The 22620-nt window shown below is 63.3% G+C and carries 16 protein-coding genes and 1 pseudogene; all 17 read left to right on the forward strand.

The window, feature by feature from the left end; translation table 11 throughout:
* The 17 genes and pseudogenes from LOY33_RS03435 (at position 1) to LOY33_RS03515 (ending at position 22513) form a co-directional block, all read left to right on the forward strand.
* Positions 1 to 1518, forward strand: a complete 1518-nt coding sequence (locus LOY33_RS03435) for a sigma 54-interacting transcriptional regulator (protein ID WP_258661486.1) — start codon at positions 1 to 3, stop codon at positions 1516 to 1518.
* A gap of 95 nt (positions 1519 to 1613) precedes the next feature.
* Entirely contained in the window at positions 1614 to 1754 is a 141-nt protein-coding gene (locus LOY33_RS03440) for a hypothetical protein (protein ID WP_058540727.1), read from the forward strand.
* A 17-nt stretch (positions 1755 to 1771) separates the two neighbouring features.
* Positions 1772 to 2935, forward strand: a complete 1164-nt coding sequence (gene tagH / locus LOY33_RS03445) for a type VI secretion system-associated FHA domain protein TagH (protein WP_253087390.1) — start codon at positions 1772 to 1774, stop codon at positions 2933 to 2935.
* Between the two features lie 5 nt (positions 2936 to 2940).
* Complete coding sequence (gene tssJ, locus LOY33_RS03450) at positions 2941 to 3435, forward strand: type VI secretion system lipoprotein TssJ (protein ID WP_043860551.1); 495 nt, start codon at positions 2941 to 2943, stop codon at positions 3433 to 3435.
* A 2-nt stretch (positions 3436 to 3437) separates the two neighbouring features.
* Positions 3438 to 4769, forward strand: a complete 1332-nt coding sequence (tssK, locus tag LOY33_RS03455; protein ID WP_054916577.1) for a type VI secretion system baseplate subunit TssK — start codon at positions 3438 to 3440, stop codon at positions 4767 to 4769.
* Between the two features lie 4 nt (positions 4770 to 4773).
* Positions 4774 to 5643, forward strand: coding sequence for a type IVB secretion system protein IcmH/DotU (gene icmH, locus LOY33_RS03460; protein WP_058540725.1), 870 nt, complete (start codon positions 4774 to 4776; stop codon positions 5641 to 5643).
* A gap of 14 nt (positions 5644 to 5657) precedes the next feature.
* Positions 5658 to 9215 carry a type VI secretion system membrane subunit TssM gene (gene tssM / locus LOY33_RS03465; protein WP_258661489.1) on the forward strand — a complete coding sequence of 1186 codons (3558 nt, stop codon included), beginning with the start codon at positions 5658 to 5660 and terminating at the stop codon, positions 9213 to 9215.
* Positions 9216 to 9944 carry a PP2C family serine/threonine-protein phosphatase gene (locus tag LOY33_RS03470; protein WP_258661492.1) on the forward strand — a complete coding sequence of 243 codons (729 nt, stop codon included), beginning with the start codon at positions 9216 to 9218 and terminating at the stop codon, positions 9942 to 9944.
* Complete coding sequence (locus LOY33_RS03475) at positions 9941 to 10990, forward strand: serine/threonine-protein kinase (protein WP_078481832.1); 1050 nt, start codon at positions 9941 to 9943, stop codon at positions 10988 to 10990. The genes LOY33_RS03470 and LOY33_RS03475 overlap by 4 nt, the downstream gene beginning before the upstream one ends.
* Positions 10991 to 11308: 318 nt before the next feature.
* The gene (locus LOY33_RS03480) at positions 11309 to 11827 is read left to right on the forward strand and encodes an Hcp family type VI secretion system effector (protein ID WP_043859617.1); all 519 of its coding nucleotides are present in this window, start codon (positions 11309 to 11311) and stop codon (positions 11825 to 11827) included.
* Positions 11828 to 11922: 95 nt separating this feature from the next.
* Positions 11923 to 14943 carry a type VI secretion system tip protein VgrG gene (locus LOY33_RS03485; protein WP_258661496.1) on the forward strand — a complete coding sequence of 1007 codons (3021 nt, stop codon included), beginning with the start codon at positions 11923 to 11925 and terminating at the stop codon, positions 14941 to 14943.
* Positions 14940 to 19625, forward strand: coding sequence for an RHS repeat-associated core domain-containing protein (locus LOY33_RS03490; protein WP_258661499.1), 4686 nt, complete (start codon positions 14940 to 14942; stop codon positions 19623 to 19625). The genes LOY33_RS03485 and LOY33_RS03490 overlap by 4 nt, the downstream gene beginning before the upstream one ends.
* Complete coding sequence (locus tag LOY33_RS03495) at positions 19622 to 19978, forward strand: hypothetical protein (protein WP_258661502.1); 357 nt, start codon at positions 19622 to 19624, stop codon at positions 19976 to 19978. Before LOY33_RS03490 ends, LOY33_RS03495 begins: the two co-directional genes overlap by 4 nt.
* A gap of 293 nt (positions 19979 to 20271) precedes the next feature.
* Positions 20272 to 20553, forward strand: a pseudogene (locus tag LOY33_RS03500) (hypothetical protein); the annotation flags it as partial.
* Positions 20554 to 20682: 129 nt separating this feature from the next.
* Complete coding sequence (locus LOY33_RS03505) at positions 20683 to 21069, forward strand: hypothetical protein (RefSeq protein WP_146094999.1); 387 nt, start codon at positions 20683 to 20685, stop codon at positions 21067 to 21069.
* A 411-nt stretch (positions 21070 to 21480) separates the two neighbouring features.
* Positions 21481 to 21762: a hypothetical protein gene (locus LOY33_RS03510; RefSeq protein WP_258661507.1), complete on the forward strand. Its 282-nt coding sequence runs from the start codon at positions 21481 to 21483 to the stop codon at positions 21760 to 21762.
* A gap of 211 nt (positions 21763 to 21973) precedes the next feature.
* A complete protein-coding gene (locus LOY33_RS03515) occupies positions 21974 to 22513 on the forward strand; it encodes an SMI1/KNR4 family protein (RefSeq protein ID WP_258661520.1) in 540 nt (179 codons plus the stop codon).
* Positions 22514 to 22620 lie beyond the last annotated feature (107 nt).

The raw sequence follows: 22620 nt of genomic DNA on the forward strand, positions 1-22620 counted from the left end.
ATGTTCACCCACGTGCCGCAGCCCTTGCGCTATGCCGAAGCCCTGTTGACGCACTTCGCCAGCCTGTCGCGTACGGGCCGGGAACCCGCGCTGCAGGAGCGCTTCGTGCAGGCGGTGGCCGAGCTCAGCGGTTGCGAGCTCAGTCAGCTGTACCTGCTCGATGCCACCCACACTTCGCTGAGCCTTGCCGCCGAATGGCTGGGCGGGGCCTTGCAGCCGCGTGCTGCCGCCAGCGTGCCGGTGGATTACAACGGCGAGCAACTGCTGCAGTTCGCGCTGTGCCAGAACCGTTCGGTAAGCCTTGCCGACCTGCCCGCCAGCCTGCTCGACACCAGTTTCCTGCCGGTGCTGCACAGCCCCTGGCAGTCGCTGCTGTGCGTACCGCTGCTCAACCCGCAGCAGGCCATCGCCGGCCTGCTGCTGTGTGCCAGCCGTACCAGCGTCGACCTGGGCGGCTTTGCCCAGTCGCTGGGACAGCTGGGGGCGTTCGTGCTGGTGCAAATGGAGTTGCTGCAACGCCTGCACCAGCCCGAGGCGCCGCCGGCGCCGCTGCCCGCCACGCGCGCCGGCGCCACCGACTACGGGCTGATCGGCAACAGCGCCGCGATGCGCCAGGCCTACCAGCTGATCAGCAAGGTGCTGCACAGCCCCTACACCGTCCTGCTGCTGGGCGAGACCGGCACCGGCAAGGAGGTCGTGGCCCGGGCGATTCACGACTACGGCCCGCGCTGTACCCGGCCGTTCGTGGTGCAGAACTGTGCGGCCCTGCCGGAAAACCTGCTGGAGAGCGAACTGTTCGGGTATCGCCGGGGCGCCTTCACTGGCGCACTGCGCGACCGCCCTGGCCTGTTCGATGCCGCCCACGGCGGCACCCTGCTGCTCGACGAAATCGGCGACATGCCGCTGTCGCTGCAGGCCAAGCTGCTGCGCGTGCTGCAGGAGGGCGAGATCCGCCCGCTGGGTTCCAACGACACCCACACCATCGATGTGCGCATCATCGCCGCCACCCACCGCGACCTGGCGGTGCTGGTCAGCGAAGGGCGCTTTCGTGAAGACCTGTACTACCGCCTGGCGCAGTTCCCCATCGAGTTGCCGGCCCTGCGTCAGCGCGGCGGCGATGTGCCAGTGCTGGCCCGGCATTTCTCTGCCAAGGCCTGCGAGTTTCTGGGGCGCAAGCCCCTGCAGTGGTCGCCGGCGGCACTGGCCTACCTCGACGGGCTCGCCTGGCCGGGCAACGTGCGTGAACTCAAGGGCCTGGTGGAGCGCGCGGTGTTGCTGTGCGACGGCGAGTGCCTGCTGCCTGAGCATGTTGCCCCGGCCAGCGAAGTACCGTCGGGGGACAGCGGGCTGAACCTGCGTGACCGCCTTGAAAACGTGGAGCGCCACTGGCTGCTCGACTGCCTGCGCAAGAACGCCGGCAACCAGACCCTGGCCGCACGCGAGCTGGGCCTGCCGCGGCGCACCCTGCTGTACCGCCTGGGGCGGCTGAACATCAACCTTGGCGAGTTCGAAGGTTGAGCGGCCATGGCGAGCAATGCTGCATTTTCCCTTACAACCGTGCGCTGCCCCGGCGGGCGGCGCTTCGTGCAATGCCCACCGATGGAGATCTGCAAATGTCTGTTCGTCACTGGCCCGCCTTGCTGCTGGCGCTGATCGTGCTCAGCGGCCTGGGCGGCTGTAGCGGCAATTACAAATTCAACGACGACACCTATCGCCCGCTGGGCGATCCGCAGGCAGCCAACCGCGGCAAGTGAGTGCAAGGAGCATCAACATGGAACTGGTTCTTGAAACGCAGGGACGCAGCAAGACCTTCACCCGTGCAGGCGGCGTGATTGGGCGCGACGAGGCGTGCGACTGGGTCATCAGCGACCCGCAGCGGCATGTCTCCAAGCGACATGCGCTGGTCACCTGTCAGGAGGGCGTGTTCTTCCTCACCGACATCAGCAGCAACGGCACCCGCGACGGACGCAGCGGTGCGCAGCTGCGCAAGGGGCAGGCGCAGCGAATCGAGCAGGACAGCGTGTACCTGCTGGGCGGTTTCGAGGTGCGCGCGCGCCTGGTCACCCGCACCGCAGCCGATGTCGAGGTCGGCCTGCCCAGCGCCGCGGGCAGCATCATCCCTGACGACGCCTTTCTTGAGCTGGACCCGTTCCATGCCCTCGACCAGCAGGACGTCGAGCCTTCGCCCCTCGACGCACTGAGTACACTCGACACGGTTGCACCGGTGGCCCGCCAGCGCCCCGACTACGCGCGCATAGACATGGAAAGCCTGCTGGTACCCAACCTGGTGGCGCAGCCCGAACCCGACGATGAACCACAGGCGCCGCCGGCACCTGCATGTAACGAACGGTTCTGGGCAGCCTTTGGTACCGCCCTCGGGGTCGATCTGGGCGGGCTCGACCCTGGCGCCCGTGAAGCCCTGGCGATCAAGGCGGCCGGCCTGCTCAAGCAGAGCATCGGCGGCGTGCAGCAAAGCCTGCGCACCCGCAGCGAACTGAAGAACGAGTTGCGCCTGGCCCTGACCACCTCCCACCGCGCCAGCCACAACCCGTTGAAGTCGAGCGCCGATGCCGGCCAGGCGCTGGGCCTGTTGCTGCACCCGGCCGCGCCCGGCCAGCTCCCTGCGAGCCAGGCACTGACCCAGGCCTACCGCGACCTGCAGGCGCATCAGGTGGCGATGCTGACGGCCTGTCGCGCTGCGCTGCAGGGTGTGCTTGAGCACTTTTCGCCACGCCAGCTGGGCCTGCAGTTCGAGCGCGGCCGGGCACCGCTGCTGCGGACTGCCGGCAGCCAGTGGCGCGCCTACGTGCGCTACCACCAGGCCCTTGGCCAGGACGATGAATGGAGCGAGCGCCTGCTGGCGCGCGACTTCGCCCAGGCCTACGCCGAACAGGTTCGCCTGATCGGCACCCTTCACACCGACGCTCAAGGATGATCCCCATGCTGCGCTGCAAGACCTTTCTCTCCACCGGCCTGATGGCGCTGGCGCTGTTGCTGGCCGGTTGCTCCGCGCTATCGCCGTACTCGGAACTGACCAAGCTGCAACTGACCCTCGACGCCGGTGACCAGCTCAACCCGGACCTCAATGGCCGGCCCTCGCCGATCGTGGTGCGCCTGTTCGAACTCAAGCACCCGGTGGCCTTCGAGCATGCCGACTTCTTCAGCCTGTACGAGCGGGCCAAGGAATCCCTGGCGCCAGACCTGGTGGTCAGCGAAGAGCTGGAGCTGCGCCCCGGTGAGCACGTGACGCTGCGCCTGAGCGTGGAACCTGGCAGCCGCTACGTCGGCGTGCTGGCGGCCTACCGCGACCTGGAGCAGACCCAGTGGCGCTACGTGGTCCAGATCACCCCGCAGGCACTCAACAGCGCCAGCCTGACGCTGGACCAGGCTGGCATTCGCAACAGCAACGCCACACTGGCCCGGACGGAAAACTGATCATGCATGTGCACAAAGTCATTTGGCAGGAAGGCATGCTGCTGCGTCCGCAGCACTTCCAGCACAACGATCGCTACTACGACTACCAGATGAAAACCCGCACCCAGCTGCTGGGCAGCTACAACTGGGGTTTTCTCAGCCTGGAGATCGACCAGCAGTTCCTGAGCATGGGCAAGCTGGTGGTCAGCCAGGCCAGCGGCGTGCTGCCCGACGGCAGCCTGTTCGAACTCAGCAGCAACATCGAGCCGCTGGCCCTGGACATACCGCCCAACACCGGCAACACGCCGGTGTACCTGGCACTGCCGTTGGTGACCGGCAACCACATCGAGACCCGGCGACTGGAGCAGTCCGATGTGCTGGCGCGCTACATCGCCTACGAGACCCCGGTCAGCGACTCCAACGCCGGTGACGACATCAACAGCGACATCAGCTGTGCACGGCCGGACTTTCGCCTGCTGCTGGGCGAGCAGCAGGGCGATCAGGCCTACGTCAAGCTCAAGCTGTGCGCCGTGCTCGACACCACCCCGGACGGCGTGATCAGCCTGGACCCCGAGTTCGTGCCGACCTTCATCCACACCCACGCTTCAAGCTACCTGCTGTCGTGCCTCAAGGAGGTGATCAGCATGCTTGGCCACCGTGGCGACACCATTGCCGAGCGCATCCGTTCCAACGGCAAGGTCGGCGGCGCGGAGGTGGGCGACTTCATGATGCTGCAACTGATCAATCGTACCGAACTGCTGCTGCGTCACTACCTGGGCCTGGACCAGCTGCACCCCGAGGAGCTGTACCGCACCCTGCTGACCATGCTGGGGGACCTGGCGACCTTTGCCAGCGACACCAAGCGCCCGCGTACCGACAGCCGTTATCAGCACAGCGACCAGGGCGCGAGCTTTCGCCGGCTGATGGACGGCATACGCGAGGTGCTGTCGATGGTGCTGGAACAGCACGCCATCGAACTGGACCTGCAAACCCGCCAGTACGGCATCCTGGTGGCCGCCGTGCACGACCAGACGCTGCTCGCCTCGGCCTCGTTCGTACTGGCCGCCAGCGCCAACTGCGACAGCGAGACCCTGCGCACGCGCCTGCCCTCGCACCTCAAGGTCGGCCCGGTGGAACGTATCCGGCAACTGGTCAACCTGCACCTGCCTGGCATCAAGGTGGTGCCGTTGCCGGTGGCGCCGCGGCAGATCCCGTTCCATTCCAACAAGACCTACTTCCTGCTCGAATTCAACGCCGAAGACCAGGCCCTGCTGGAGCGCTCCGGTGGTTTTGCCTTCCACGTCTCGGGCGAGTTCGCCGAGCTCGAACTGAAATTCTGGGCCATCAGGAACTGACCGCATGCACAAGGACATCGAACACCGTCAGGACGACAAGACCGTGCTGGTGGACCGCCAGGGCCAGGCGCCCAGGCAGGTTCCGCTGACCGATGGGTTGGCCACGCCGCGCCTGGAGCAACTGGAAGACCGGATGATCTACTCGGCTCGCCTGGGCCCGGCCGAGGCCATCAACATCAGCCTCAACACCCTGGTGGCAGCCGCCTCGGACCTGCTCTCGCACGTGGTGCGGCTCAAGCACAGCGACAGCCGCGAAGACCTCGACGCCCTCAACCAGACCCTCACCCATGGCATCAAGCTGTTCGAGGCCCATGCGCTGCACAACGGCGCCGAGCCCAGCCAGGTGATGACCGCGCGCTACGTGCTGTGCTCGGTGCTCGACGAGGCCGTGGTCACCACCTCCTGGGGCAACGAGAGCGAGTGGGCGCAGATGAGCCTGCTCAGCACCTTTCACAACGAGACCTTCGGTGGCGAGAAGTTCTTCCAACTGCTCGATCGTCTGTCGAAGAACCCGGTCAAGCACCTGCCGATGCTGGAGCTCATGTACCTGTGCCTGTCGCTGGGGTTCGAGGGCAAGTACCGCGTGATGGTACGCGGCATGCTCGAACTCGAAGGGATTCGCGACGCCTTGTTCCGCCAGGTGCGGCAACTGCGCGGGGATGCCCCGCGCGAACTTTCGCCGCAGTGGGAAGGGCTCAACGACCAGCGTCGCAGCCTGGTGCGGGTGGTGCCGTGGTGGATGGTCACGCTGTTCGCGCTGATCTGCCTGGTGGTGATGTATTCGGGGTTCGCCTGGGTGTTGGGCGAGCAGCGCGAGGCCGTGCTGCAACCTTTTCAGCAGCTTGACCCGGAAACGGTCCAGGCGCAGCAGTAGAACAGGGACGTGTGATGAAAAACTTCTTCAAGAAAGTCGGCGATTTTTTGCGCAAGACGTGGGTATGGACGCTGTTGCTGGTGCTGTCGCTGGTACTGCTGGTGTGGTTCGTGGGGCCGCTGCTGGCAGTCGACGACCACCGCTTCTGGGCCTCGGCCACCTCGCGCCTGCTGACCATCAGTGCGCTGTTCCTGTGCTGGGGGTTGGGCATGGTGTTCGCCAGCTGGCGCGCCGGGGTGCAGAAAAAGGCTGTCGAAGAGAGCGAGGACGGCCAGGAACGCCTGCGCCGTGAAGCGCGCATCGACGAGGACCACAAGGAACTGCGCAGCCGCTTCAGCGAGGCGTTGCGTACGCTCAAGGGCTCGAGCCTGTATGGCGGGCGCAGCGAGCGCTGGCGCAACGACCTGCCCTGGTACTTGTTGATCGGCCCCCAGGGCAGTGGCAAGACCAGCCTGCTGGACTTTTCCGGCCTGGAGTTTCCGCTCAACAAACTGGACCGCCAACTCACCCGCGACACCCGCGGTACGCGTCATTGCGACTGGTATTTCGCCGACCACGCGGTGTTGATCGACACCGCCGGACGCTACCTGACCCAGGAAACCGCCGAGGTCGACGCCAGTGCCTGGCGTACCCTGCTCAACCTGCTGCGTCGACGCAGCCGCAGCCGGCCGCTCAACGGCGTGCTGGTCAGCGTGCCGGTCGAGCTGCTGCGCAGTGGCGACGAGAAGGGCCTGGAAAACCTGGCGCGCCAGGTCCATGCGCGACTGCAGGAAATCCAGCAGACCCTGCATGTCCAGGTGCCGGTGTACCTGGTGCTGAGCAAGGCCGACCAGTTGCAGGGGTTCGACGATTTCTTCGACCAGCTCAGCCGTGAAGAAAGCGACCAGGTACTGGGCAGCACCTTCACCAAGGCGCAGAACGGCACCGATGTGGCTGTGCTGCGCCAGGACTTCGAGGCGCTGCTGCGGCGCCTCAACAGCCAGGTGATCATGCGCATGCACCACGAGCGCGATACACAGCGGCGCGCGCGCATCCTCGACTTCCCGCACCAGCTGGCGCAGATCGGCGAGCAGCTGTGCCTGTTCGTCGACATCGCCTTCACCGGCAATCGCTACCAGCGCGCCAGCCAGCTTCGCGGGTTCTACCTCACCAGTGCGCCGCACCTTGTCCAGCAACTGGACCCGGACACCGCCAGCATCGGGGCCAGCCTGGGCCTGCCCAGCACGGTGCTACCCACCTTGCGCAGCGGGCGTTCGCGGTTCATCCATCACCTGCTCAGCCGGGTCATCTTCCCCGAGGCCGACCTGGCCGGCCTCGACCAGCGCGAGCGGCGACGCATCGACTGGGGGCAGCGCGCACTGTATGTCGGCGCGCTGGGCGTACTGGTGTGCTGCGGGTTGCTGTGGGCGGGCGGTTTCAGTGCCAACCACGACCGCCTCGAGCAACTGCGCGGGCTCGGTCAGGTGTGGGCCGGGCAGCGTGCAGCGCTGACCCCGCAAAGCGATGCCATGGCCGCGCTCAAGCCGCTGGACAGCAGCTATGCCGCGACCCAGGTATTCCCGCCTTCGGGTGATGCGTCACTGCATGAGCGCCTGGGCCTGTACCAGGGCGAGCAGAGCAATCCGTTGCTTCGCAGTGCCTACGAACAGGACCTGCACACCCAACTGCTGCCACGGGTGGCCAAACAGCTCGAAGGGCAGATACGTGGCAACCTGCGCGACCGTGAGCGCCTGCTCAACAGCCTGCGTGCCTACCTGATGCTGAGCATGCCCGACCGCCGCGAAGCCGCCTGGCTGCAGGAGTGGGTAGCCGCTGACTGGTCGCGCCGCTACGCGGGCAACACGGCGGTGCAAAACGGGCTCAACGGGCATTTCGAACGCCTGCTGCAACTGCCATTCAGCTACCCGCTGGACCCGCAACTGGTGGCCCAGGCACGCAAGGTGCTGCGCAGCGAATCGCTGGTCAACGTGGTGTACCGTGTACTGCGCGAGCAGGCCAGCAGCCTGCCCGACTACCGTCTCAGCCAGCACCTGGGCCCCCAGGGCGGGCTGTTTTTCGGCACCGACTACGTGATTCCGGGGTTTTACACCCAGCAGGGCTACGAGCAGTATTTCTCGGTACAGGGCTCGACCCTGGTCAGCGAGCTGCTGCGTGACAACTGGGTCCTGGGTGAGGGCAGCGGCATCAGCGACATGGACATGCGCCGCCTGCTGGTAGGATTGGAACAGCTGTACTTTCGCGACTACGCCAACCACTGGAGCGAGGCTGTCGGCCAGGTCGGCCTGCAACCGTTCGGCGATGCCGGCGAGGGCGCCGATCAGCTCGCCGGGCTCACCTCGGCCAACTCGCCGGTACTTCAACTGCTGGTGCAGGTGCGCGACAACACCCGTTTCGAGCCCGTGCCGGGCAGCACCGATGAGCCCGCCGAGGCACCGGCCAGCGACCCGGCCAAGGGGGTCAAGCTGGGCAAGAAGGCCAACACGGCGGTCGCCGTGGCCGGCAAGGTCCAGGGCGCCCTGGCGAGCAAGCCCGCCGTGGCGGCCAAGCCGCTGCCCGACACCGCGAAGAAGTCCCTGCAGCGGCGTTTCGAATCCCTGCATCGGCTGCTGGACGAAAACAATGGCCCCTCCGCCGACCTCACCCCGGCGCTGCAGGCGCTCAACGACCTGCAACTGCAGATGGCCGGCCTCGCGCGCGCCAGCCAGCCGGAGCAGATGGCCTTCGAGCTTGCCAAGACCCGCATGGGGGGCCAGCGCGATGCGCTCAGCGCCCTGCGCAACGCCTCCGGGCGTCTGCCGCGACCGCTCAATGGCTGGTTCAACCTGCTGGCCGAAGACAGCTGGCGGCTGGTACTCAACGATGCCTACCAGTACGTCAACGAGCGCTACCAGAGCGAGCTGTACGGCTTCTACGGTGAGTCGATCCAGCAGCGCTACCCGTTCGATGCCCACAGCACCAGTGACGTGGCGATCAACGACTTTCGCGAGTTCTTCAAGGCCCAGGGCATCGCCGAGCGCTTCTTCGACACCTACCTGCGCCCGTTCATCAGCGGCGACCCGGGCAGTTACCGCCTGCGCAGCATCGACGGCCAGAGCCTGCCGATCTCGCGGGTCTACCTGGACCAGATGGCCAGGACCCAGACGATTCGCCAGAGCTTCTTCGCCGAGAACCCGGCGCAGCCGCAGGTGCAGTTCAGGCTCGAGCCCTACACCCTGGACTCGGCGGTGAGCCGCGCCGAGTTCCGCTTTGGCGATCGGCAGCTGGACTATCGCCACGGCCCGGTGGTGCCCATGACCTTCAACTGGCCGACCGATGCCCAGGACGGTCGCGCAAGCCTGGTGCTCGAACGCATGGTCGAGCGCCCGATCGGCATCGAGAAGAACACCGGGCCGTGGTCGCTGTTCCGCCTGTTCGACCTGATGCAGACCGAGTACCTCAAGGGCCGCGACGTGCTGGTGCTCAAGGCCGAAGTGGGCGGGCTGCGGGCCAACTACCTGCTCAGCAGCCAGCGTGCGCCCAACCCTTTCGACGTTGGCGTGTTACGCGGCTTTCGTCTGCCGGGGTCGCTCTAGATGCAGGTTGGAGCACGCTGGCACAGCGCGGCGCGCACGGATGCTGGCAAGGTGCGCATGCGCAACGAGGACGCGTTTCTGGAGTGCCCGGCGCAGGGCCTGTGGGCGGTGGCCGATGGCATGGGCGGCTACCGCGGTGGCGACCTGGCCAGCCAGCTGATCGTCGCCAGCCTGGCCGAGTTGCCGGCCCATGGAAGTTTTGACGAGCGCCTGGAAGGGGTGCGCGGGTGCCTGCATTGGATCAACCGGCGCCTTGGCCAGGAACTGACCGTCACGGATGCACACCACGACAGCATCATGGGCAGCACGGTGGTGGCGCTGCTGCTCGAGGGCGAGCGTGCGGCGTGCATCTGGGCCGGCGACAGCCGCTGCTACCTGTGGCGCCAGCAGCGTCTTTACCAGCTGTCACGCGACCATTCGTTGCAGCAGCAGTTGATCGACCAGCGCCAGATGAGCGCGGAGCAGGCGCGGGCGCAACCGGGCGCTCGCGCCCTGACCCGCGCCCTTGGCGCCAGCGAGCAGCTGACCCTGGAGGTGCTGGAGCTGCAGGTATACCCGGGCGATGCGTTCCTGCTGTGCAGCGACGGCCTGTACCAGGAACTGAGCAGCGATGCCCTGGGCAAGGCGTTGAGCCTGGCGTCGGCGCAGGTCGCGCTGGAGCGTCTGTTCGAAGGGGCATTGCGTGGCGCGGCGGGGGACAACCTGACCGCAGTGGTGATTCGCCAATGAGCAGACACCAGCCCGACCTCGGTGCCTTGCTGGCCACCGAATCCCGCGACGCCAACCTCACCTATTTCGCCTTCGTCAACGGCCAGTTGGCCACCCCGGCGCCCGCTGCGGCCAAGCGCAAGGGGCGCCGCACAGGCAAGAAAAAGCCGGCGCCGACACCGCCGCTGGTGCCGCTGCCGCAGGTGCTGGCCGGGCGCTATCGGCTCGAACGCCTGCTCGGTGCCGGCGGCATGGGCATGGTCTATCGCGCCCGCGATCTGCTGCGCGAGCAGTTCGGTGACCCGCAGCCCTGTGTGGCGATCAAGCTCGTGAGCGAGGCGCTGGCCGCCTCGCCGGATGCCAACGCGCTCCTGTTCAGCGAGTTTGCCCTGACCCGGCACGTGGCGCACCCGCAGGTGGTCAACCTGTACAGCTTCGAGATCGACCCGCCGAGCCAGCGCGCCTTCATCACCCTGGAGCTGCTGCGCGGGCCGGCACTGGACAAACTGCTGTGCGAGCAACCGCTGGGCCTGCACGGGCAGGCGTTGAACGCCATCGTGTTGCCGCTGCTGGAAGCCCTGGCCTGCTGCCATGCCCGGGGCGTGTTTCACGGTGACCTCAAGCCGAGCAACGTGATGCTCGGCGAAGATGGCGTGCGCCTGTTCGATTTTGGTCTTGGCCAGGCCGACGCCGGTGTGCTTTCGGGGCTGGCCCACCTCAGCCGCGAGCGCTTCAACGCCTGGACGCCCGGCTACGCAGCACCGGAACTACTTGAACACGGCACGCTGGGTGCGGCGGCGGATATGTATGCGGTGGCCTGCCTGATCTACGAGCTGGCCAGCGGCAAGCATCCCTATCGGCGCCTGCCTTCAACTCAGGCCCGCGCCGAGCAGCTCGATCGCACGCTGACGCGCCCGTCGAACCTGCCCACGCACTGCTGGCCTGCGCTGAAAAATGCGCTGGCGTTCGACCCTGCCCAGCGCACGGTCAGTGCGCGGCAACTGCAGGAGGCGATGGCGTCGAAAGGGGGCTATTGGGGGCGTGTTTTTTCGCTTTTCAAGCGCTGAAAATCTACCCTGCCGTTTTTACCAACTGCGCAACTTCTTGCGCACTCAAATGTGGATAACCCTGTGCATACATTTCCCTAGGCCTTTGGGATAAAGGCCTACAGACGAGTGCGCAACTTCTTGCACAGTACTGCGCAAGAAGTTGCGCACTTTTTCGGGTTTTCTCGCGTAAAAGTGCTCAAAAAACGTACAGCAAAAACACAAGCTACTGATTAACAACAACTAAATTTCAGTTGGCACGGGTCTTGAACTGTTTCCTTGCAGTCGCACGGCATTTTTCGCCTGTTCGGCTTCACTTTTTGCAAGGAGCAAACCCCCATGGCAACACCTGCCTACATGTCCGTCACCGGCACCAAACAAGGCCTGATCACCGCCGGTGCCTTCACCGCCGATTCGGTCGGCAACACCTACCAGGAAGGCCACGAAGACCAGGTCATGGTCCAGGGCTTCAACCACGAAGTGATCATCCCGCGCGACCCGCAGTCCGGTCAGCCGACCGGCCAGCGCGTGCACAAGCCGGTGGTCATCACCAAGGTCTTCGACAAGGCGTCGCCCCTGCTGCTGGCCGCGCTGACCTCCGGCGAGCGCCTGACCGAAATCGTCATCCACTGGTACCGCACCTCGGCGGCCGGCACCCAGGAGCACTATTTCACCACCAAGCTCGAAGACGCGATCATCGTCGACATCAAGGACTACATGCACAACTGCCAGGACCCGGCCAACGCGCACTTCACCCACCTTGAAGACGTGCACTTCACCTACCGCAAGATCACCTGGACCCACGAAGTGTCCGGTACCTCCGGCTCGGACGACTGGCGTACCCCGGTCGCCGGCTAAGCCTGCGTTAGTTCACTGCCCCGGCCAGCCAGTCAGCCAGCATGGCCGGCCGGGGCAGCCTGTCACCCCAGTTTTTGCAGCGGGAGGAACATCGGATGTTCTCAGCGGCCAACCAGCCCCATTTCACCCTGACCCTGGACGGGGTCGACAGCGACTTTCAGGTGCTGTCGTTCAGCGGGCGCGAAGCGCTCAGCCAGCCGTTCGAATTCGAACTGGAGCTGGTCAGTGAACGGGCGTCGCTGAACCTCGAATCCCTCCTGCACACGCTCGCCTTCCTGCAGCTGTCGCCCAGCGGCAGCGGCATTCACGGGCTGGTCTACAGCGCCGCGCAGGGCGAAGCGGGGCGGCGCCTGTCGCGCTACCGGCTGGTGCTGCGCCCGCAGCTGGCGTACCTGGCACACCGCATCAACCAGCGCATCTTCCAGCACAAGACGGTGCCGCAGATCATCGCCCAGGTGCTCGAGGAGCACGGCATCCTCGCCAGCGACCACCGCTTCGTGCTCGGCGCGGTGTACCCCGAGCGGGTGTACTGCGTGCAGTACGACGAGTCCGACCTGCACTTCATCCAGCGCCTGTGCGAGGAGGAGGGTATCCACTACCACTTCCAGCACAGCCCGCAGGGCCATGCGCTGGTGTTCGGCGACGACCAGACCGTATTCCCCACGCTGGCCCCGGTGGCCTACCAGCAGGACACCGGGCTGGTGGCCGACGTGCCGGTGATCAAGCGCTTCGGCCTGCGCCTGGCCACGCGCACCAGCCGCACCACGCGGCGCGACTACGACTTCACCAAACCGCGCATCCAGCTCGAAAGCGACGCCGACAGCGGTGCTGCGCCGGACCTGGAAGACTACGACTACCCGGCGCGCTTCAGCGACCGCGCGCGCGGCAAGCACCTGGCCACCCGCGCCCTGGAGCGCCACCGCAGCGACTACCGCCTGGCCGAGGGCCGCAGCGACCAGCCGAGCCTGGTCAGCGGGCATTTTCTGAGCCTGACCGAGCATGCCAACCCGGCCTGGAACGACCTGTGGTTGCTCACCGAAGTGCTGCATGAAGGCAAGCAGCCGCAGGTGCTTGAGGAGGTGATCAGCAGCGACGTCACCGACCTCAAGGACGACTTCCACCAGGGCTATCGCAACCGCTTCTGCGCCACGCCGTGGGAGGTGCCGTACCGTCCGCCGCTGAGGCATCCCAAGCCGAGGGTGCTGGGCTCCCAGCGCGCCGTGGTGACCGGCCCCGAAGGCGAGGAGATCTATTGCGACGAGTACGGCCGGGTCAAGGTGCAGTTCTTCTGGGACCGCGAAGGCCAATCGGACGACAAGACCACCTGCTGGATGCGCGTGGCCTCCAGCTGGGCCAGCCAGAGCAGCTTCGGCGCCATCTCGCTGCCGCGTATCGGCATGGAGGTGCTGATCACCTTTCTGGAAGGCGACCCCGACCAGCCGCTGATCACCGGTTGCCTGTACCACGGCGCCAACCTGCCGCCGTACCGGCTGCCCGACTTCAAGACCCTGGCCACGGTCAAGAGCAAGGAATACAAGGGCAGCCGCAGCAACGAGCTGCGCATCGACGACACCACCAGCGAGATCAGCATCGCGTTGCGCAGCGACCATGGCGCCAGTGCGATCAACCTGGGCTACCTGACCCACCCGCGCCCCTCGGGCGGCCAGCCGCGCGGTGAGGGTTTCGAACTGCGCACCGACCGGCATGGCGCCGTGCGCGCGGCGGCGGGCCTGCTGCTGACCACCGAGCCCCGGCATCACGAAGCCAAGCACCACAAGGACCTGCCCGAAACCGCCGAACGCCTGGCCACCGCCAGCGAGCAGCAGGACGGCTTCGGCCAGCAGGCGCGCGAGGTGCAGGCGCAGGATTCGGGCGATCAGGACGAGGTGGCCAAGGCCCTGCATGCCCAGCACCAGGGCATCGTCGGCAGCGGCCCGACCAACCAGAGCGCCAACGAGTTTCCCGAGTTCAGCGAACCGCACCTGGTGCTGGCCAGCCCGGCGGGCATCGCCCTGACCACCCCGCGCTCGACGCATGTCGCGACCGGTGAACACCTGGCGTTGAGCAGCACCGGGCATACGAGTCTGTCGATCGGCAAGCGGCTGCTGGCCAGTGCCAGCCAGGGCATGCGACTGTTCGTGCAGAACATGGGCTGGCGGTTGGTGGCGGCGTCGGGCGACATCGATATCAAAGCGCTGAAAGACAACATCAACCTGCTGGCCAAGCTCGACATCACCGCCAATGCCGACCGCATCACCCTCACGGCCAAGACCGAACTGGTACTCCAAGGCGGCGGCAGCGCCAGTACCTACAACGCGGGCGGCATCACTCACGTAACTACCGGGCCATACACCGCGCACGCGGCGAACTTCGCCCATGTGGGGCCCAAGAGCCTGGCCGGGACCTTCCCCGAGCCGCCCAAGCCGGGCAAGGGCGATCTGGAGTTGCTGTACCAGTACGCCAACAGCAAAGGCGTGAAAACCGGCGACTACAACGTGACCGACGCACTGGGCAAATCGATCAAGGGCACGCTCGACGCCGACGGCTTCAACCTCGCCAGCGGTGCCGCCCTCGGCCCGCTGTGGGCCGACTTCGGCCTGGACCCGGCTGACACCTGGGCCGAAGCCAGCCACTTTGGCGCCAGCACGTGGCCGCTCAGCCCCTCACTCGACGATATCGCACCCGGCCAGCAATCAGTGGTCGGCGAGGTGCTGGGCGCGGCCAGGGATGGCCTGGAGAACGGCAAGGCACTGGTGCAGCAAGGCATGGACAAGGGCAAAGGACTGGTACAGGACGTTATGGCACAAGGAAAGACAATGGCCCAGGGCCTCATGGGCCCCGGTGGCTCTGCAGTGATGGACGATGGCAAGGCGCTTGCGGGCAGCGGGCTGCAACTGGCCAGAAGTGGCCAGGCGGCCTTGCAGCAGGCACAGCAGGTGGGCGCTGCACTCAAGGGCGAGCCCGCCGCGATGGCCGGCCTGGCCAGTAGCGTGGTGCCCGGCGCAGCGGCGTCGCTGGAAGCGGCAAGGGCGCTCAAGACCTTGCCCGGTCTGGCCCAGCCGACCTTGCCGAGCAGCCCGGCCAAGGCTCTGGCCAGCCGCGAGGTGCTGGCATGAGCGAGTCCGCCAAACCCCGCGAACCCCAGGTCGCGGTCGCCCCGCTCAACACCATCGACGCCAAGGACGTGGGCCGCGGCGCCGCCGAATTCGACGCCTGGCTGCAATCGATCAGCGGTGGCACCGTCACCCTGGAGCGCATCAAGTCCGTGGCCGGCGCCTTGCCGGTGGTGGGCAACATCATGGCCCTGGTGGATGCACTGGGGGACGTGGTCACCCTGGTCAAGAGCAAGCAGCGCGAGGTGCTGGACTGGGTCAGCCTGGGCATCAACCTGATCGGCGTACTGCCGGCACCGCCGACCATGGCGGCCGCGCGCATGAGCCTGCGCCCGACGTTGTTCCTGGTGCGCCAGGAACTGCGCAACAGCGCCAAGATGCTGCTCGGCGACTCGCTTATCCAGGTGCTGATCGGCCATTTGAACGCCACCATCGCCGGCACCATCGACGACTTCGTCACCCAGGCCAAGCCCAGGCTGGCCGAGATTCTTGACGCGGCGGGTGCGAAGGGCACCCAGATGCTCGGCGAAATCGCCGACGGCCTGGACGCCGTGGCCACCGGCCAGCTCGATGCCAGGAGCGACCGCACGGCGATGAGCCAGCAGTTGTCTGCGGCTGGCGACCAGCTCACGCACAGCCCCAGGGCGGCGATCAGGAATATCTTCGGTGCGATGCACAGTGCCTGCAAGGCTGCGGGCAAGGGGGTGGTGAACAGCGCCGTGAGCAAGCTGGTGTCGGATGACATCAAGGCTCAGGTACTGGCCCAGACCGGGCAGTTGCGCAAGCTGGGGCCGGAGTTGGCGCGCCAGTTGAACAGGCTGGCGGACCCGTCGCTGGCGATGAGCATCGGTTCGATGCTCAATGTGCTGGACGGCGCCGTGAAGGGCTTTCGCAAGCGCAACAAGAACGGGCAGTCGGGCGTGAGCAAGCCGGGCACCGTGACCCAGGTGGAACGGGAGAAACCCAAGGGGGAGCTGGGGGCGACGGCCAGGCAGCATGAGGCCGTGGCTTCGACCAGCCCGCTTCCAGATACCTGCCCGATCCCGCGCCCAGCGCCCAAGGCGCACTCAGGCAACCACATCAGCTTTGCCCTGGGTTCGGAATTCATCATCCATACCGACTTCAGCCTGCCGGGTGCATTTCCCATCGAGTGGCAGCGTATCTACCACTCGCGCCTGGCCGAGTACGACCAAGGCAACCTGGGCGCTCGCTGGGTCACGCCGTTCACCACCTGCATCGATGTGGTCGGCACGGGTCTGCTGTTTCACGACTACGATGGCCGTAGCCATGCGTTCGACCTGCCCAAGGTCGAGAAGGCGCAGTACAACGCTATCGAAGACCTGCTGCTGGTTCGCAGTCGTGAAGACGAACTGGTGATCTGCCGCGGCTTCGTGCGCAAGGAACACTATCTGCGCGTGGGCGAGCGCTACTACCTGCAGAAGATCCTGTTGCACAACGATGCCGGCTGCATGCTGCATTACGAGCATCGGCACGAGGGCCGGCCGGTACTATCCGACATCATCACCTTTCAAGGCGACATGAGTGACGTGCTGCGTCACCTAGGCACCTTGATCGATGACCATGGCCGTATCACCGGCCTGTGGGAAATGCGTGACGGCCAACCGCTACGCCAACTGTGTGCCTATCACTACGATGCCCATGGCGACCTGGTCGCCGCGCAGGATGAACACGCAGGCACCTGGCACTACCACTATCAAAATCACCTGGTGACCCGTTACACCGACCGTACCGGCCGGGGCATGAACCTGGAGTGGAAGGGCAGTGCGTTCGATGCCAAGGCCATCCGCGAATGGGCCGATGACGGCAGCTACGAGTTGCACCTGGAGTGGGACAGCAACATTCGCCTCACCTACGTCACCGACGCCCATGGCCAGGAGACCTGGTACTACTACGACATCCTTGGACATCTGTACCGTGTGCGTTACCCCGACGAGCGCTCGGAGTGGATCTTTCGCGACGAGCGCAAGCACATCGTTCGGCATGTCCACGTCGATGGCAGCGAAGACCGTTACGACTACGACGAGCAAGGCAGCGTGGTGCGGCATATCCGTGCCGACCACAGCCAGGTTCACTTTGCCTACGACGACCGCCGTCGCCCGATCAGGATCCGCGACGCCGAGGCCGGTGTGTGGGAACGCCAGTACGACCTCAAGGGCAACCTCAGCGAAACCGTCGACCCGCTGGGCAACAAGACCGAGTTCGCCTACACACCCTCCGGTCTGGTCAAGGCGATCAAGGACGCCAACGGCAACGAAAAGGCGCTGGTGTACAACGACGCCGGGCAACTGGTCGAGTACACCGACTGCTCGGGCAAGACCAGCAAATGGGCCTATGACGATATCGGGCAGTTGGTGCAGTTCACCGATGCCGCCGGCAACAAGACCCAGTACACGTACAAGGCCGGCCAGCTCGCCCTGGTCATCCATCCGGACAAGACCGAAGAGCGCTTCGAGCGCGATGCCGAGAGTCGCCTGCTGGCCCACGTCGATGCCCTCGACCGCTGCACCACCTGGACCTACACCGTCGCCGGGTTGCTCGCCGAGCGGGTCGACGCGGCCGAAAACACCCTGCGTTACCGCTGGGACAAACTGGGCCGCCTCACGGGCCTGGAAAACGAAAACGAAAGCCACGCCAGTTTCCGCTACGACCCGGTCGGCCGTCTGCTGGAAGAGAGCGGCTTCGACGGCCTCACCACGCGCTACCAGTACGACACGAACACTGGGCGCCTGACCTCCACCCACGTCGGGCAACGCCGCCTCGACGTCACCTTCGATCCCGTCGGCCGTCTCATTTCCCGCGTGGCCAGCCAGGGTGACCAGCGCGAGGAAGAAACCTTTGCCTACGACGGCAACGGCAGGCTGATCCAGGCCATCAACGCCGCGAGCAAACTGCAGTGGTTCCATGACGAGGCCGGCAACCTCGTTCGTGAACACCAGCACTACCTGGCCACCGGCACCCCGATGGTCGCGGTGTGGCAGCACGAGTACGACGCCCTCAACCTGCGTACCTCCACCACTCGTCCGGACGGGCACAAGGTCAGCTGGCTGACCTACGGTAGCGGTCATCTGTTGGGCATGACGGTCGATCACCATGAGCTGCTGGCCTACGAGCGCGATGACCTGCACCGCGAGGTTGTGCGGCATCAGGGCAACAGGTTGAGCCAGACTCAGGCGTGGGACCCGGCGGGGCGCCTGCAGGAACAGCTGCTGGGCAGCCAGGACGGCAAATCGACCCTGCTCAAGCGTGAGTATCAGTACGACGCGGTAGGCCAGCTGAGCGACATCCACGACACCCGTCGTGGTCATCTGGCCTACCAGTACGACCCGATTGGCCGCCTGTTACAGGCCACCAGCCGCCTGGGGGTGGAGACCTTCGCCTTCGACCCGGCCGGCAACCTGCTGGACGACAAGCACCACGAGCCGACGCGGCCGCTGGAGCGCACGCCCAGGCGTAACCGTCTGATGGACAACCTGCTGCGCGAGTATGCGGGCACGCATTACACCTATGACGAGCGGGGCAACCTGAGCCATCGGTTGCACAACGGTGTGCAGGCCCGGTTCACCTGGGACCTGTTCGACCGTTTGCAGGCTTACAGCGACGACAAGCTCAAGGTCGAGTACAGCTATGACGCCCTTGGGCGACGGTTGCACAAGCACTCGACGGCGCATTACTGGAACAAACCTGAAGCCGGTACTGGCTGGAACCAGCTGGAGCGAGCCAAGCGCCAGCGCGAGCTGAACTGCGGCTTCACCCTGTTCGGCTGGGACGGCGACACCCTCGCCTGGGAAAGCTCGCCTGCGCAGGATGAAGGTGACACCGGGCGCACGGTGCACTACTTGTACGAACCCGGCAGCTTTGTGCCGGTGGCGCAGGCTCTGCGCAAGGCCCCGATACGGTTGTACAAGGAGCCGGACTGGAGCAACCGCCCCTACGACATCGACCAGGACCCGCTCTGGCAGCAAGCGGCCTCGCCTCAACCCTTTGATGCGATTGCCTGGTACCAGTTTGACCACCTGGGTACGCCGATGGAACTGACCGACCACAACGGCGACGTGGCGTGGTCGGCGCAGTACAAGGCGTGGGGTGAGGTGAAACAAGAACGTTCGGCCTGGGCGAAACAGGTGGGGTTGAACAACCCGATCCGCTTTCAGGGCCAGTATCACGACCATGAGACGGGTCTGCACTACAACCGGTATCGGTACTATGATCCGGCGGTTGGGCGGTTTGTTGGGCAAGATCCGATTGGCTACCTGGGCGGCTTCAATCTCTACCAATATGTTCCGAATCCGATTGATTGGATCGATCCTTGGGGGCTGGCTCGGATCAAGAATGCTGTTGAAGGTGATAGGCGGCATCAAGAGTTTAATGCACGAATGAGTGCTCAGCACCCTAATGCTACGATACAGAGCGAATGTTATCTTCGAGATGCTAACGGAAAGTCAGTAAGAGACCCTGTGACGAATGAGCGGAGGAGGGTTGATACTGCAGTAATTGAGAATGGCAAGGCGGACACTTATGAGGTTACAAGTATGACTGCGGATAAGACGGATCAGCTTATGAAGGAACAGAATATCCGGGATGAGGGCGGAACGTTCATTCGTGATAGAAGTACAAAAAAACTTGTACCTGTTATGGGGATTTCAGAGGTTGTTAGGCTGCCATGACAATAAAAAATAACTTTGCTGTTTGGGGGGCGGTTAGTGAATTGGTTTCCGCTTATAAGAAAATGAATAGTGAAAATGAGTTGGTGCATGATATCGAGTCTCAGGATCTTGTGAAGAAGGCGATAGCTGCTAAGTATGATTTTTTTTATCGAAATGGGCTTTTGCTTGTAAATCCATTTTCGGAAGAAGGGGAGCTTATAGATAGGGTGTATAGGAGAAAAGATTTTTCTGATGAAGGATTTGAGCTATGTCGGAAAAAGGTACCAGCCTGGATGAGAAGTAAAGCGTCAAAGAAAAATCCTCCGGATATTTCTGCACTTGAAAAAGCCTTGAAGGACATGAGGGGGGCTTAATTGCGCAAGGTGTATGCGCAAATTTCGGAAAGTATGGCGGAAGAAATGGCCATGAGTGGGGATTGTGAAAGGGTTCATTTGAACGTTGCCGTTAATTACACGCCCTGATGTTGACTGCACCGCTACTAGGGGCTGTATGAAAAGTCTTGAGACGAAGGTCAGGCAAGACGAAAACAGCCTAGGAAGCGGAGTTTACGGGTTGTAAATGAGCATTCCGAGGTTGTTTTCAACGCAGCATCGCCGAGTATCAAGGCTTTTCGTACCGAGCCTAGAACGACAAGCTCAAGGACTAGTACAGCTATGACGCCTTTGGGCGTCGGTTGCACAAGCACTCGACGGCGCATTACTGGAACAAACCTGAAGCCGGTACTGGCTGGAACCAGCTTGAGCGAGCAAAGCGCCAGCGCGAGCTGAACTGCGGCTTCACCCTGTTCGGCTGGGACGGCGACTCCCTCGCCTTGGAAAGCTCGCCTGCGCAGGATGAAGGTGACACCGGGCGCACGGTGCACTACCTGTACGAACCGGGGAGCTTTGTGCCGGTGGCACAGGCTCTGCGCAAGGCCCCGATACGGTTGTCTCCGCCTGAAAATATCAAAAGCGGGCATGGCCCGGGTGCGGTTCACATTCCGCCAAACCAAGTCCCTAAAGAATGGAGCGTCATTCCCCCCCGGGGGCTGAACCATCACAACCGATAAGAGGTTAAAGTGCTTAACGAAGCAGCAAGTAAAATATTCGATGACTATTATGGTTTTGATGATGGTTTGATCAAATCATTTGAATATGATTTTTTTCACGCGGATGCATTGAGAATAAAAATAGATGTGTATGCTAGGAACTATGAGCTCGAAGGTGATGTGTGGCGAACTGTTCGAATAATTATTGATGGTGTCAGTGAGGTGCGGTCTGTGTTCGAAGCGGGTGCTTTTAATGTTATTTGCTCTCGTGTGAAGCTATTGAATTTTGATGGTAAATGGTGTGTTGAGGTCGATGGAGACTTTGGTGATATCCCTATATCGCTGGAGGCAATTAGAAGCTACAGTATGTGCTACGTTCTGGGGGAGAGGGTGGAAGTGCTGGAGGTCGATGAATAACGTAGCGGCTTAATATCGGATGCTGTTTGGGAGTGGCTGGTTAAAATTGTTTTCAGATTAACTGGAAGGGTTAGTTAGGTTTGCTGGAGGATTGGGTCGATTTCACGATGGTATCGTGAACACTTTTAGTGAGAGTTTACGCGGCACGGTACAGCTGCGGCAGGTCATGGTCACCTTCTAGATCCTCCCGGTAACTTCAAGAGTGCACATGGATCCGGCGCGGTACATGTTCACCCAAGCAAGGTTCCAGACGGTTGGAGTATTATTCCACCTGGCACCAAGCCTTCGCAGCCAATAGGTGGTTGAAATGTTTAATGAAGACGCAGTTGGGCTTGTTGACGGATTTGATCGATTCAATGATGGAGTAATTAACTACTTTAAGTATGAGTTTTTGGGGGCGGTACGCTTTCTGTGCATATTGAATTCTGCGCCCGTGATTACAGGCTTGAGGGGAATGTATGGAAAAGGGTCACGGTGATTGTTGCTCACGTTGACGAAGTTCGGTCGGCATTTTCTGGTGGGCAAACAAATGTTGTATGCTCTGGTGTCAAGCTTTTGAAATACGGTGAGGGGTGGTGTGTTGAGGTGGATGGTGATTACGGGCCAAATGATCCATCTTCTCTTGAAGAGATTAGAAAGTACGGTTCTTGCTACATAACTGGCGATACTGTCGAGGTGGTTGAGGTTGAGTGAGTTGTATTTTTTGTGCTCGGACCTGGCGCAGGTTAAAGCAGTTACCGGCATGTGAACGAAAATACAAGCGACCTCATGCGGCGTGATCGACCAGGCCATAGCGTGCCAAGGAGTTGGATCTCAAATTCTGTTACATGATGGAGCCGTTTCAGGGTGTTACCGATCTGGCGTATTCGCAGGACAGCGGAGTGTCCTCAGACGTGTTGATAACATGCTGAATCACCCCTGGCGGCACGATGATCTTCTGGACGTGAGTCAGGGCCACCAATACAGTGCTCAACGCGGGATTCTTGTAGCCTCCAGTGATGGATTTCGAAACCGAATGTCAAAAACGCGTGTCATCGGCACAACGCTTTCTGCAATCGCTTCTGCAGAGAAGGAACTGAACAGAACGTTCCCCACATCCTTTTCCCGCTGGCTGCTTGCCAACAATGGACGGTCACTGGGTGGCCTGGTGGTGTTCCCCGTGTTCGACAGCCGAGACCCGAGGAAGACCTGGGACTCGATCGTCCGAAATTACACGTCAGGGTGGCAGGCGTGGCTGGAAAATTTCTCGCAATCGCCTGAGCGTTTTGCACCGCTGTTGCCCTTCGCAGAGTTTGGAACAGGTGATTATTATTGCTTCGATTATGACGCGCGAGGCGCCTCAGGCGAACCTGCCGTGGTGTTGTGGGATCATGAAACGGGCAGTGCCCGCCGTGTTGCGGATGACTTTGAGCAGTGGCTGAGTAGCGTTGATCCTGCTCCTTAACGATCATCAGTAGCCCTGGATGGCTTGAATGTTTGACAGCGACTATGAGGATCTGGGCAGCCCAGCGTGATACCCGCTCGATGACGCCCGCGTTCCCACGACATGCA

Source organism: Pseudomonas sp. B21-036, assembly GCF_024748925.1.
In the GTDB taxonomy this organism is placed as follows: Bacteria; Pseudomonadota; Gammaproteobacteria; order Pseudomonadales; family Pseudomonadaceae; genus Aquipseudomonas; species Aquipseudomonas palmensis.

Bases quoted from the DNA above. Each gene is read 5' to 3' on its own strand.
- LOY33_RS03435 (WP_258661486.1), top strand. From the start codon at position 1: ATGTTCACCCACGTGCCGCAGCCCTTGCGCTATGCCGAAGCCCTGTTG.
- LOY33_RS03440 (WP_058540727.1), top strand. From the start codon at position 1,614: ATGTCTGTTCGTCACTGGCCCGCCTTGCTGCTGGCGCTGATCGTGCTC.
- tagH (WP_253087390.1), top strand. From the start codon at position 1,772: ATGGAACTGGTTCTTGAAACGCAGGGACGCAGCAAGACCTTCACCCGT.
- tssJ (WP_043860551.1), top strand. From the start codon at position 2,941: ATGCTGCGCTGCAAGACCTTTCTCTCCACCGGCCTGATGGCGCTGGCG.
- tssK (WP_054916577.1), top strand. From the start codon at position 3,438: ATGCATGTGCACAAAGTCATTTGGCAGGAAGGCATGCTGCTGCGTCCG.
- icmH (WP_058540725.1), top strand. From the start codon at position 4,774: ATGCACAAGGACATCGAACACCGTCAGGACGACAAGACCGTGCTGGTG.
- tssM (WP_258661489.1), top strand. From the start codon at position 5,658: ATGAAAAACTTCTTCAAGAAAGTCGGCGATTTTTTGCGCAAGACGTGG.
- LOY33_RS03470 (WP_258661492.1), top strand. From the start codon at position 9,216: ATGCAGGTTGGAGCACGCTGGCACAGCGCGGCGCGCACGGATGCTGGC.
- LOY33_RS03475 (WP_078481832.1), top strand. From the start codon at position 9,941: ATGAGCAGACACCAGCCCGACCTCGGTGCCTTGCTGGCCACCGAATCC.
- LOY33_RS03480 (WP_043859617.1), top strand. From the start codon at position 11,309: ATGGCAACACCTGCCTACATGTCCGTCACCGGCACCAAACAAGGCCTG.
- LOY33_RS03485 (WP_258661496.1), top strand. From the start codon at position 11,923: ATGTTCTCAGCGGCCAACCAGCCCCATTTCACCCTGACCCTGGACGGG.
- LOY33_RS03490 (WP_258661499.1), top strand. From the start codon at position 14,940: ATGAGCGAGTCCGCCAAACCCCGCGAACCCCAGGTCGCGGTCGCCCCG.
- LOY33_RS03495 (WP_258661502.1), top strand. From the start codon at position 19,622: ATGACAATAAAAAATAACTTTGCTGTTTGGGGGGCGGTTAGTGAATTG.
- LOY33_RS03515 (WP_258661520.1), top strand. From the start codon at position 21,974: ATGCTGAATCACCCCTGGCGGCACGATGATCTTCTGGACGTGAGTCAG.